This window comes from Cellulosimicrobium sp. 22598 (genome assembly GCF_052044445.1).
Lineage (GTDB): Bacteria > Actinomycetota > Actinomycetes > Actinomycetales > Cellulomonadaceae > Cellulosimicrobium > Cellulosimicrobium cellulans_G.
Genome location: NZ_JBQEMZ010000001.1, coordinates 249,032 through 260,972, shown reverse-complemented (window position 1 = coordinate 260,972; position 11,941 = coordinate 249,032). Strand labels below are relative to the sequence as shown.

At 75.6% G+C, this 11,941-nt stretch carries 10 protein-coding genes; 8 read left to right on the top strand and 2 right to left on the bottom strand.

The genetic code is table 11. From position 1 onward, the window contains the following. Positions 1 to 19 precede the first annotated feature (19 nt). The 5 genes from ACTJIY_RS01155 (at position 20) to ACTJIY_RS01135 (ending at position 6,721) form a co-directional block, all read left to right on the top strand. Complete coding sequence (locus ACTJIY_RS01155; RefSeq protein WP_440673076.1) at positions 20 to 1,696, top strand: FAD-dependent oxidoreductase; 1,677 nt, start codon at positions 20 to 22, stop codon at positions 1,694 to 1,696. A gap of 49 nt (positions 1,697 to 1,745) precedes the next feature. Further along, a complete protein-coding gene (locus ACTJIY_RS01150; protein WP_440673077.1) occupies positions 1,746 to 3,308 on the top strand; it encodes an ATP-binding protein in 1,563 nt (520 codons plus the stop codon). Then, positions 3,305 to 4,618, top strand: a complete 1,314-nt coding sequence (locus ACTJIY_RS01145) for a low temperature requirement protein A (protein WP_440673078.1) — start codon at positions 3,305 to 3,307, stop codon at positions 4,616 to 4,618. Before ACTJIY_RS01150 ends, ACTJIY_RS01145 begins: the two co-directional genes overlap by 4 nt. A 293-nt stretch (positions 4,619 to 4,911) precedes the next feature. Then, positions 4,912 to 5,385, top strand: coding sequence for an HNH endonuclease (locus ACTJIY_RS01140; RefSeq protein WP_154798684.1), 474 nt, complete (start codon positions 4,912 to 4,914; stop codon positions 5,383 to 5,385). Positions 5,386 to 5,581: 196 nt separating this feature from the next. Then, positions 5,582 to 6,721: an endonuclease/exonuclease/phosphatase family protein gene (locus ACTJIY_RS01135; RefSeq protein ID WP_440673079.1), complete on the top strand. Its 1,140-nt coding sequence runs from the start codon at positions 5,582 to 5,584 to the stop codon at positions 6,719 to 6,721. On the opposite strand, the gene ACTJIY_RS01130 is transcribed toward ACTJIY_RS01135, so the two are convergent. Continuing rightward, positions 6,697 to 7,407 carry a nucleoside/nucleotide kinase family protein gene (locus tag ACTJIY_RS01130; RefSeq protein ID WP_440673080.1) on the bottom strand — a complete coding sequence of 237 codons (711 nt, stop codon included), beginning with the start codon at positions 7,405 to 7,407 and terminating at the stop codon, positions 6,697 to 6,699. The two genes, ACTJIY_RS01135 and ACTJIY_RS01130, sit on opposite strands and share 25 nt — an antisense overlap. A gap of 146 nt (positions 7,408 to 7,553) precedes the next feature. Here ACTJIY_RS01130 and ACTJIY_RS01125 point away from each other — a divergent pair, with 146 nt between their 5' ends. Continuing rightward, positions 7,554 to 8,126 (top strand): dihydrofolate reductase family protein, encoded by a 573-nt coding sequence (locus tag ACTJIY_RS01125; protein ID WP_253049529.1) that lies wholly within the window; start codon positions 7,554 to 7,556, stop codon positions 8,124 to 8,126. Positions 8,127 to 8,144: 18 nt separating this feature from the next. On the opposite strand, the gene ACTJIY_RS01120 is transcribed toward ACTJIY_RS01125, so the two are convergent. Then, the gene (locus ACTJIY_RS01120) at positions 8,145 to 8,930 is read right to left on the bottom strand and encodes a helix-turn-helix domain-containing protein (RefSeq protein WP_440673081.1); all 786 of its coding nucleotides are present in this window, start codon (positions 8,928 to 8,930) and stop codon (positions 8,145 to 8,147) included. Between the two features lie 172 nt (positions 8,931 to 9,102). On the opposite strand from ACTJIY_RS01120, the gene ACTJIY_RS01115 reads away from it, so the two are divergent. Continuing rightward, positions 9,103 to 10,143, top strand: a complete 1,041-nt coding sequence (locus ACTJIY_RS01115) for an ABC transporter substrate-binding protein (RefSeq protein ID WP_440673082.1) — start codon at positions 9,103 to 9,105, stop codon at positions 10,141 to 10,143. Next, complete coding sequence (locus tag ACTJIY_RS01110) at positions 10,143 to 11,918, top strand: siderophore-interacting protein (protein WP_440673083.1); 1,776 nt, start codon at positions 10,143 to 10,145, stop codon at positions 11,916 to 11,918. The genes ACTJIY_RS01115 and ACTJIY_RS01110 overlap by 1 nt, the downstream gene beginning before the upstream one ends. Positions 11,919 to 11,941 lie beyond the last annotated feature (23 nt).

The following is an 11,941-nucleotide window of genomic DNA, read 5'->3' as shown; positions in this document are numbered from 1 at the left end:
GTGGCTCCGAGGAGGCCGTGTGGAACCCACCGTCGCGACGACACGCCCCGCGATCGTCACCGTGGACGACGACCCCGGGGTCTCGCGCGCGGTCGCGCGCGACCTGCGCCGCCGCTACGGCGACCGGTACCGCATCGTGCGCGCCGAGTCCGGTGCGGAGACGCTCGAGGCGCTGCGCGAGCTCGCGCTGCGCGGCGAGGACGTCGCCGTCGTGCTCGCCGACCACCGCATGCCCGGCATGACGGGCGTCGAGCTGCTCGAGCAGGCCATGGACCTCTTCCCCGCGGCGCGGCGCGTCCTGCTCACCGCCTACGCGGACACCGAGGCCGCCATCGAGGCGATCAACGTCGTCGACCTCGACTACTACCTGCTCAAGCCGTGGGACCCGCCCGAGGAGAAGCTCTACCCCGTCGTCGACGCCCAGCTCGAGGCGTGGTCCGCGACCGACCGGCGCCGGCCCGCCGAGACCGTCGTCGTCGGGCACCGGTGGTCCGCGCGCTCGTCGCAGGTGCGCGAGTTCCTCGCGCGCAACCGCGTCCCCTACCGGTGGTACCCGTCGGAGTCCGCCGAGGGCGCGCGCCTCCTCACCGCCGCCCGGACCGACGGCGACACCCTCCCCCTGGTCGTCACGCCCGAGGGCGAGGCGCTCGTCGCGCCCGACGACGCCACGCTCGCCGAGCGCGTCGGGCTCGCCACGCGCCCCGCGGCGGACTTCTACGACCTCGTCGTCGTGGGCGGCGGGCCTGCGGGGCTCAGCGCCGCCCTGTACGGGGCGTCCGAGGGGTTGCGGACGGTGCTGGTCGAGCGCACCGCGACCGGCGGCCAGGCCGGGCAGAGCTCGCGCATCGACAACTACCTCGGCTTCCCCGACGGGATCTCGGGCGCACAGCTCGCCGAGCGCGCACGGCGACAGGCGGTGCGGTTCGGCGCCGAGATCGTGACGACGCGCGACGCGATCGAGCTCGACGTCGACGGACCCGCGCGCAGCGTCCGCTTCCCCGACGGGACGTCGATCGACGCCCACACGGTCATCCTCGCCTCGGGCGTCTCCTACCGGCTGCTCGACGGACCGGGGCTCGGCGACCTCGTCGGGCGCGGCGTGTTCTACGGGTCGGCGCTCACCGAGGCCACGGCGTGCCACGACCAGGAGGTGTACGTCGTCGGCGGCGCCAACTCCGCGGGGCAGGCGGCGCTCTACCTGGCCCGTGAGGCCAAGCAGGTCACCCTCGTGGTCCGGGGCGACTCGCTCGCCCGGTCCATGTCCTCCTACCTGGTCGAGCAGGTCGAGGCCCACCCGCGCGTGCGCGTCCTGACCCGCACGGAGGTCGTCGCGGCGTCGGGCGACGACCACCTGGAGCACCTCGAGCTGCGCGACGTCGAGACCGGCCGGACCGCGCGCGTCGAGTGCGGCTGGGCGTTCGTGTTCATCGGCGCCGCGCCCCGCACCGACTGGCTCGACGGCGTCGTCGCGCGCGACCCGCGCGGGTACGTGGTGGCCGGTCCCGACCTGCTGCGCGACGGCGCCCCGCCCGCCGGGTGGACGCTCGACCGCCCGCCCTACCACCTCGAGACGTCCGTGCCCGGCGTGTTCGCCGCCGGGGACGTGCGCGCGGAGTCCGCCAAGCGCGTCGCGTCCGCCGTGGGCGAGGGCGCCATGGCCGTCATGCTCGTGCACCGCTACCTCGAACAGCTCTGACCACCACCGGCCCGCGACACGACCCCGACCCGCACCCGGAGGCGACACCGTGACCAGCACCGAGGACCCCACCACGACCCCGCCCGCCGAGGACCCCACCACGACCCCGCCCGCCGAGGACCCCACCACGACCCCGCCCGCCGAGGGCACCACTCCGGCAGCCGCGCGCGGGTGGCTGCCGTGCGACGGTGACGAGCTGCGCGCCACGTTCCTGTTCGAGCACCTCACCGACGACCAGCTCGCGTGGCTGTGCGCGACCGGGCACGTCGAGCGCCACGACGCGGGCTGGCTGTTCCACGAGGGCACGCCCGCCGAGGCGTTCTACGTCCTGCTCGACGGCGGCGTCGCGCTCTACCGGCGCGTCGGCGAGGACGAGGTCGAGGTCTCGCGCACCCACCAGGTCGGCGTCTACCTCGGCGCGTGGAACGCCTACCTCGGCGACCGCCTCCCCCAGACGTACCTCCACTCGGCGCGCGCCCTGGAGACGTCGCGCTTCTTCGTGCTCGAGGCGCACGACTTCGCCAAGCTCATGACCGAGTGGTTCCCCATGGCGGTGCACCTGCTGGAGGGCGTGTTCTGGGGGACCCGGGACGCGCAGCAGCTCGTCGGGCAGCGCGAGCGGCTGCTCGCCCTCGGGTCGCTCTCGGCAGGTCTGACGCACGAGCTCAACAACCCCGCCGCCGCCGCGGTGCGCGCGACCGGGACCCTCCGCGAGCGCGTCGCCGCCATGCGGCACAAGCTCGCGCTCATCGCCGACGGCCCCTACGACCGCGCCACCCTCGCCGAGCTCATCCGGCTCCAGGAGGAGGCGCTCGAACGGTACGCGGACACCCGGACCGCGGACGCCGTCGGGGCGCTGGAGACCTCCGACCTCGAGGATCGCCTCACCGACTGGCTCGACGACCACGGCCTGCCCGAGGGCTGGCGCGTCTCCCCCGCGCTCGTCCAGGCCGGGATCGACGAGCCCTGGCTCGACCGCGTCGCCGAGCGCGTGGACGCCGGCGCGCTCACCGGGGCCGTGAGCTGGCTCGCGTACACGATCGAGACCGAGCAGCTCATGGCCGAGATCGAGGACGCGACCGTGCGCATCTCCACCCTCGTCGGCGCGGCGCGCCAGTACTCCCAGCTCGACCGGGCGCCGTTCCGGCCCGTCGACGTGCACGAGCTGCTCGACTCCACGCTGACGATGCTCGACCACGCGCTCGCGGGCGTCGAGGTCGTGAGGCGCTACGACACCGGCCTGCCGCCCGTGCCCGTCTACGCGGCCGAGCTCAACCAGGTGTGGACCAACCTCGTCGAGAACGCCGCGCAGGCGATGGGCGGGTCCGGCACGCTGACGGTCACGACGCGGCGCGTCGACGACCGCGCCGAGGTCGAGATCGCCGACACCGGGCCCGGCATCCCCGACGACGTGCGGCCCCGCATCTTCGAGCCGTTCTTCACGACCAAGCCGGTCGGGCAGGGCACGGGGCTCGGCCTCGACATCTCGTGGCGGATCGTCGTCAACAAGCACCACGGGGACCTCACGGTGACGTCCGTGCCCGGCGACACGCGGTTCGTCGTGCGACTCCCGCTGGAGCCCGCGCAGCCCGCGCAGACTCCGCAGCCGTGACCGCCCCCGCCCCCGCGGGGACGTCGCCCGTCGGCGAGGAGCGCCACGCGTCGTGGCTCGAGCTCTTCTTCGACCTCGTCGTCGTCGCGGGCATCGGGATGCTCGCCCACCTGCTGCAGGAGGACCACGACCGCGGCGGGCTCGCGCTCTACGTCATCGCCTACACCGCGTTCTGGCTCGTCTGGGCGTGCTTCACCACCTACGGCAACGTCGCGGGCGAGGGCGCCCGGGCGCAGCCGATCCTCGCCGGGATGGCGGCGCTCGCCGTGATGATCGCGGCGGTGCCCGGCATCCACGACGAGCACGCACAGCCCTTCGCGGTCGCGTACGTCGTGGGCCGGCTCGTCGCCGCGCGACCGTGGCGCCGCACGACCGTCGTCGTCGACCTGCCGGTGGTGCAGGCGCTGACGGGGGTCGTGCCGTGGATCGTGTCGTGGTGGTTCGACGGGCAGACGCGGTACACGCTCTGGGCGGTCGGCCTCGCGATCGACCTCCTCCTGCTCCTCACCCTCTCGGGCGAGCGCCTCGTGCGACGCGCGCAGGAGCGCCTCGACGAGGTCCGCGAGCGCCGGGGTCGCGGACCGGGTGCCCGGCGCGACCGTCCGGGGCGCGGCGACCGGGAACGCCCGCGGGAGAGGTCCGCGCGGCGCACGGCCGGGCGGACCGGACGGGGCGGACGGCGCGGCACGGACGCCGTCGAGGTGCCGACGAGGGTCGACGCGGCCGTGACCGACGTCCCGCACCTCGGGGAGCGGCTGGGACTCTTCGTCATCATCGTGCTCGGCGAGGGCCTCATCCAGGCGATCGACGCCGCGAGCGGGGCCGAGTGGGACCGGACGCTGCTCGTGGCAGGCGCGGGGGCGTTCACGCTGCTCGTCGCCCTGTGGGCGCTCACGGTGCGGTCGGGCTACGCGGGCGTCACGCTGCTGCGCCCCGCGGGGGTGCCGCCACGGTCGGCGTGGTTCCTGCACCTGGTGACGACCGGCGCCCTGGCCACCCTCGCGGGCGCGCTCGGAGGAGTCCTGGACGAGCCCGCGCGGGCGCTCGACCCGGGCGAGCTCGCGCTGCTCGTCGGCGCGTTCGCCGTGCACGGGCTCGTGTCCGCCGGGGTGCACGCCGTGCTGCGCGACGTACGCACCGCCGTCGTGCTCGTCGTGCCCGTCGTCGTCGCCGGGGCGGTCGCGTGGCTCGCCGGCGGCACGATCTCGGCCGCGGGGCTGGTCTGGGTGCTGTCGGGCGCGCTGCTCGTCCAGCTCGCCCTCGCCGGGCGGCCCCGCGCGGCGAGCGCCCCGGCCGAGGCCGACGCCTGACGCCGGCGACGACCTGCCGGGTCAAAACCGTGGACGTCGGGCGGTCGCGGGCATAGCCTCGTGGCGTCCGGTCGAACCCGCCCGGACGCACGATCATGACGACCGGTGAAGGGGAGGTGGACCCGCGTGCTGCACCAGTGGTCCACCGACCCGTCCCGAAGGGCGCTCCTCAGGTAGACGACGCACGTCGTCCACCTGCAGAGCCGTCCTGGGGCACCGTCCTGGGGCGGCTCTCGTCGTCACCGCCCCAGGTCACGGCCGCCACGGCCACCGACACGACAGGAGGCGCGACGATGAGCGAGGTGGTCATCTACAACCTCGGCGGCAGCCAGGAGCTCGGCCGCGTGTCGTTGCGCCACGCCATCCGCATGCTGCACCGGCGGGTCGCCGAGGTCCTCGAGGCGGTCGAGGGCGAGACGTTCGGCCCCTACCAGCGGCCCCGGTCGGTCGCGCTGGTGCGGTACGTCCACGCACGCTGGGTGTACGAGCGCCAGGGCCGCGTGCCGTACTCGCGGGCGGCGCTGCTGCGCCGCGACCGGTACCGCTGCGCGTACTGCGGCGGGACCGCGACGACCATGGACCACGTGGTCCCGCGGTGCCAGGGCGGGACCACGACGTGGCTCAACGCCGTCGCGGCGTGCGAGCCGTGCAACGCCGCCAAGGGCGGACGCACGCCCGAGCAGGCGGGCCTGCGGATGCTCAGACGCCCGTTCGAGCCCGCGTTCCGCGACATCTACCCGTCGGCGCCCGCCCCGCGCAGACGCTGACGGGTCCACCGACCGGTCCCCGGTCGGCTCCCCAGGCCGCCCGGCCGGTGGCGGTGACACCGGCCGGGCTTCCCCCTCCCCCTCACGATCGCCGCGTCCCGAGGTCCCGGACCGGGCGTCGTCTCCCTCCCTCCTCGTAGAGCCGGTCCGCGTCTCGCACCCACCCCGGGTCCCGGACCGCGCGAGGGAGACCACGATGGCGAGGTTCCGGATCGGGACGTTCAACGTCGAGAACCTGTTCGAGCGCCCGCGCGCGATGGCAGGCCCGCTCACCGGCGGCAACGCGGTCCTCGCGGCCCACGCCCGCGTCAACGCGCTGATCGCCGAGGAGCGGTACGGCCCGGACGTGCGGGCCGAGATCCTGGAGCACCTGGAGACCCTCGGCCTGCTGCGCTCCGACTCCGCGGCGCTCGCGGTGCTGCGCCAGGTCCGGGGACGGCTCGTGCGCCGCACCGGCTCTCAGGCGGCGGGCACGGCGCGCACCGAGGTCGTCGCGACCGGGCGCGGCGACTGGGTCGGCTGGGTCGACCTCGTCAAGGACCGGGTCGACGAGCTCGCCATGACGCACACCGCCCGGGTCGTCGCCGACGTCGACGCCGACGTCCTGGCCGTCGTCGAGGCCGAGAGCCGGGTCGCGCTCAAGCACTTCACGGACGCGGGCGTCGTCACGCCGTCCGGGCGTCCCGTCTACCCGCACGTCATGGTCATCGACGGCAACGACGACCGCGGCATCGACGTCGGGCTGCTCACCACACGGCCGTACCGGATCGGGTCCGTCCGCTCGCACGTCGACGACCGCGACTCGCGCGGGCGCCTGGTGTTCGGCCGCGACTGCCCGGAGTACGCCGTCGAGCTGCCCGACGGCGGCACGCTCACCGTGCTCGTCAACCACTTCAAGTCCAAGGGCTACGGCACGCAGGCCGAGTCCGACGCGACCCGCCGCCGCCAGGCGACCCGCACGGCCGCGATCTACGCGGGCCTGCGCGCCCGCGGCGAGGAGAACGTCGTGGTCGTGGGCGACCTCAACGACACGCCGTCGTCGACCCCGCTGCGCCCCCTGCTGGAGCGGACCGACCTGCGCGACGTGAGCGAGCACCCCGCGTTCCGCGGCGACGGCCGGCCGGGCACGTACGGCAACGGGACCGCGAGCCAGAAGATCGACTACGTGCTGCTGTCCCCTGCGCTGTTCGAGCGCACCGTCGGCGGGTCCGTGTTCCGCAAGGGCGTGTGGGGCGGCGCGAACGGGACCCTGTTCCCCCACTACGACACGATGACGTCGGCGACGCACGCGGCGTCCGACCACGCCGCCCTCTACGCGGACGTGGACCTCGCCTGAGGGGCGAAGGCGATCGCCCCGGACACGACGAGGTCGGCGCGCGACCGCGTCGACTCGACGAGGAGCGCGTTGCGCCCGTCGACCTCGGTGGCCCAGGCGGTCGCGGCCTCGACCGTGCGGCCGTGGCGGGTGTGCCGGTCGACGAGACGACGCTCGCGCTCGGCGTCGCCGGTGCTGCAGAACCACGCCTCGTCGAGCAGGTCGCGCACGCGCCCCCAGGGCTCCTCGCCCACGAGGAGGTAGTTCCCCTCGACCACGACGACGCGGTGCCCCGGGTCGACGGCGATCTCCCCGGCCACGGGCTCGTCGACCTCGCGGTGGAACGACGGCGCGTACACGGTGCGGTCGCGCTCGTCGCGCACCCGGCGCAGCAGGGCGACGAAGCCGTCGCCGTCGAACGTGTCGAGCGCGCCCTTGCGGTCGTGACGGCCGAGCCGGTCGAGCGTCGCGTTCGCGAGGTGGAAGCCGTCCATCGGCAGGTGCACCGCCTCCGGACCGAGCGCCTCGACGAGTCGGAGCGCGAGCGTCGTCTTGCCCGCACCGGGGCTGCCGGTGATCCCGACGACGACCCGACCGTCCCCCGACCGTTCCGCCAGCGCGCGCACCCGCGCGACGAGCGCGGCCAGGTCGGCGAGCCCGGCGGGGGTGCAGGGCAGGTCGGGCGAGGCGTCGTACTCGGCGGTCATGGACCCAGTGTCCCGTGGTCGACGACGTCGCCGCGCCGCGTCCGTGCGACGGTCCCCGCGCGGTCGATGAGTCGCGCGTCCCGGTCGGGTCTCACCCTCGACCGACGGAACACGGAGCACGGAACACGGAGCACGAAGGAGACGACATGGCCACGGTGGTCGCAGGAGCGGCGGTCTCGCTCGACGGGTACGTCCAGGACGCCGACGGGAGCATCGAGGCGCTCTACGCGGACTTCGAGGAGCTGCGGCGCAGCGCGTACCTGCGGGCGCTCCAGGAGCAGACCGGCGCCGTCCTCATGGGCCGGCGCACGTACGACATGGCCCCGGACCCCGACGGCTACGCGGACGGCTACGAGTTCCAGGTGCCGATCTTCGTCGTCACGCACACGCCTCCGGCCGTCGCCCCCCAGCGCAACGAGCGGCTGTGGGTCACGTTCGTCACGGACGGCGTCGAGTCGGCGGTCCGGCAGGCCCGCGACGCCGCGGGCGAGCGCGACGTGACGTTCATCGGGGGCGCGGACCTGTTCCACCAGCTCCTGGCCGCGGGGCTCGTCGACGAGCTCGCGGTCGAGGTCATGCCGGTCCTGCTCGGGGGCGGCGTGCGCCTGTTCGACGGCGACGCGCCGGCGGTGCTGGAGAAGGTGCGCGTCGAGGAGGTCGGCGCGCGCACCGCGCTGCGCTACCGGATCGTCCGGACGGCCCCGACCGGGCGGGAGTAGGCCCGGCGCGGGGCGCCGTCAGGCGCTCGCCGCCACGACCCGCGCGCCCGCGGCCTCGCCGTGCGGGGCCGCGAGCGCCGCGACCGGGTCGCGCGCGAGGTCGGCGACGGGCAGCCCCGTCTCCCGGCTCAGGGCACGCAGCAGTCCGGCCCGGGAGGCGTACCCGGCGGCACGCGCGGCGGCGTCGAGGTGCGAGCCGCCGCGCAGCCGCGCGATCGCGACGTTGAGGTGCGCCCGCGTGCGCCAGCGGCCGAACGCGAGCCCGGTCTCCTCGACGAAGAGGCGCTGGACGTGCCGCGCGCTCGCGCGCCGCCGTTCGGCGAGCTCGTCGAGCGTCGCGACGCCGCGGCGCGCGTCCTGGGCGACGGCCCGCGCGACCGGGTGCACCGGCAGCCGCAGGACGAAGTAGTCGCCCGCGAGGCCGCGCAGGACGTCCTCGAGGGCGGCGCGGAAGGGAGCGACCTGCGCGGGCGTCGCCGGGGCCGCGCACAGCACCGCCGTGAGGACGGTGGTCAGCGCGGGCACGACGCCGAGACGGTGGACGCGCGCGGGCGGCTCGACCCCCGGGGAGAGCACGGGACCGAGCGCCATCGAGTCGCCGGGAAGGCGCATCGCGTGCGGGACGCGCGGGGCGAGCCAGAGGTTCTCGTGCGTGCGCAGGGTCAGGGGCGTGCCGTCCACGACGAGCTCCGCGGTGCCGGTGACGACGTGCACGAGGTGCGGCTCGTCGTGGGCGTGGGTGTCGTGCCCGAGGAAGCGGACGGAGTGCTCGGGGACGACGGCGCCCAGCGCGGTCGGCGTCATGCGCGCTCCTCTCCCCCGGGCCCGGCCGGTCCGGGTCGGCGTGTCGTGTCCGGGACGGGCCGTGTCACGTTCGGACGCGGTTCGTCGCTCAGGTGTGGTTAGCCTAACCTCGCGAGGAGCGCCCCGGTACGCCGTGCGGGCCCCGCGTCCCTGCTGCCGAGTGTGAGGTTCCATGCTGTCGTCACGCCGTCCCGCCCGCCGTCCGCTCGCCGCGCTGGCCGCGCTCGCCGCCGCGTCGCTCGCCCTGGCGGGCTGCTCCGCCGGGACGACGCCGTCCGGGTCCGGTGCCGAGCCGTCCGGCGGTCCCGGCTCGGCCGCGTCCGAGACCGCCGCCGAGCGGGTCGTGGCGACCGACCAGGGCGACGTCGCCGTCCCGACCGACCCGCAGCGCGTCGTCGTGCTCAACCACGCCCTGGCGGGCTACCTGTACGAGCTCGACGTCCCCGTGCTCGCGACGGTGCCCGAGGTGACGGACGACCCGGACCCGAAGTTCTCGCCGTTCTGGGAGGACCAGGCCGAGGCGGACGGCACCGAGCTCATCGAGTGGAGCGCCGACGGCTTCAACCTCGAGGCGATCCTCGCCCTGGAGCCCGACCTCATCGTGGGCGGCGGGTGGGGCTTCCCGCTCAAGCAGGCCACCGACGTCTACGACGGCCTGAGCCAGATCGCCCCGACGGTGCTCGTGAGCGGCACCTACACGACGTGGCAGGAGCAGTTCGAGTTCCTCGCCGTCGACGTGTTCGACGACGCCGAGCGGTTCGACGAGCTGACCACGGGGTACGACGAGCGCCTCGCCCAGGTGGGCGAGTCCATCACCGTCCCCGCGGGCGAGACGGCGTTCCTCGCGCTCACGTCCGAGGGCAAGACGTTCGCGCTCAACGAGGGCGAGGGCCTGCCCGCGATCTTCGAGCGGCTCGGGTTCGCGGTCCAGCCGATCCAGGCGCAGACGGGCGCCGAGCCGTACACGCCGGGCGGCGACATGTTCGAGGTGTCGGCCGAGCAGGTGACGTCCGTGGTCACCGCGCCGAACGTGTTCGTCATCGGCTTCAACGGCGCGGAGATCGACGTCGACGCGCTCGCCGCCGACCCGGTGTACGCGGTCCTGCCGTCGTTCTCGGCGGGCCACGCGTACGAGCTGCCGACGTGGACCATCCGCGGCGACTACCACGAGGCCATGGGGCTCCTCGACGTCGTCGAGGAGCAGTTCTCCTGATGGCCCAGCACCGCCTGCGCACGCACCCGCTGGTGCTGCGACGCGTCGAGGTGGCGCGCGTCGTCGACGTGACGCCCCGCATGCGCCGCGTGACTCTCGTCGGGCCCGAGCTCGGGGCGTTCGAGCGCGACGGCCTGCCGATGCCCGCGTTCGACGCGCCGTGGTTCGACGACCACGTGAAGATCGTCCTCGCGTCCGACGGCGACGTCGCGTCCGCGCTGCCCGTGCAGCGCGCGCACGGGATCGACTGGCCGCCCGCGCCGAACCGGCAGGGTCGCGACTACACGCCGCGCCGCTGGGACGCGGCGGCGGGCGAGCTCGACCTCGACCTCGTGCTGCACGGCGACGGCCCGGCCGCGGCGTGGGCGCGGACGGCGCGCCCGGGCAGCGAGCTGTGGTTCGTCGGGCCCAAGGCGTCGACCGTCTGGCCCGACGACGTCGACTGGGCGCTGCTCGCCGGCGACGAGACGGCGCTGCCCGCGATCGGGCGCTTCCTCGACGAGCGGCCGGTCGACGTCCCCGTCCAGGTCGTCGTGACCATCGGTGCCGAGTCCGCACGGCAGGACCTCGCGCTGCGCGCGGGCGACACCGTGCGGTGGGTCGTCGCGCCGGAGGGCGACCGCGCCGCGCTCGACGAGGCTGTGCGCGCCCTGGAGTGGTGGCCCGGCCAGGTCTACGCGTGGGCGGCGAGCGAGAGCCGCGCGCTCCTGCCCGTGCGGCGCTACCTGACGCGCGAGCGCGCCGTGCCGCGCACCCACGTCGACGTCACGGGCTACTGGCACGCCGAGCCGGCGCCCTCCCCCGCACCCGCTCAGGGGCCGGCTGCCGAGGCGGAGCCGCAGCCCACGGGGGTACCGTCTCCCGTGCCGTGGTTCGCGACCCGCGCCGCGCTGCAGCTCGGCCTGCTCGACGAGCTCGGCGCGGGGCCGCGCGACCTCGCGGCCCTCGCCGGGGCGGCGCACATCGCGCCGGGCGCGGTGCGCGCCCTCGCGGACGTGCTCGCGGCGTCGGGCGTGGTGAGGCTCGACGGCGACACGGTCGCCCTGGGCGACGCGGGCGAGGACCTCCTCGACGACGAGCACGAGCGCGAGGAGTACGTGGGGCTGGAGGCGGACGCGATCCTGGCGCTCGCGGCGCTCGCCCCCGCGCTCCGCGACGGCGTCCCGGCGTGGTCGCGCTCGCGCGGCCGGACGCTGCGCGCCGAGGTCGAGACCGACGCCGCGCGCGCCACGGAGGTCGTCGAGGGCGCCGACGTGCTCCCGTACGTGCTCACGGGACTCGCGACCTGGCCGGTGTGGGCGGACGCGCGGACCGTCGCGCTCGGCGGACCCGGCGCGCTCGTCGTCGCCGACCTGCTCGTCGAGGTTCCCGGCGAGCGCACGACGACGCTCGTCGAGGACGCCGTCCCGCTCGAGGTCCTGCGCGAGCAGGCGGGGTCCGGCACGGCGCACGCCGCGGCCGTGGCCTGGCCGGTCGCCGACGTCGCCGTGTGCGCGCTCGGGGCCGGCCACCGCACCGACGACGAGGTCGTCGACCTCCTCGCCGCGATGCGCGCCGCCGCCCCGCGCGCCGTCCTCGTCGAGGACTTCACGCCCGACGGGCTCAGCCCCCACGCGCGCGAGCACGCGCTGCTCGCCCTGGCCACGACCGGGGCCGCGCCGCGCACGCCCGACGACGTCGCACGCCTCGCCGGGCGCGCGGGCTGGGGCGTCGTCCACCACGAGGCGCTCGGCTGGGGCGTCGAGCGGGTCGAGCTCACGGCCCGCGACGCCTGAGGTCGGTCGTCCTCGTCGGGCGC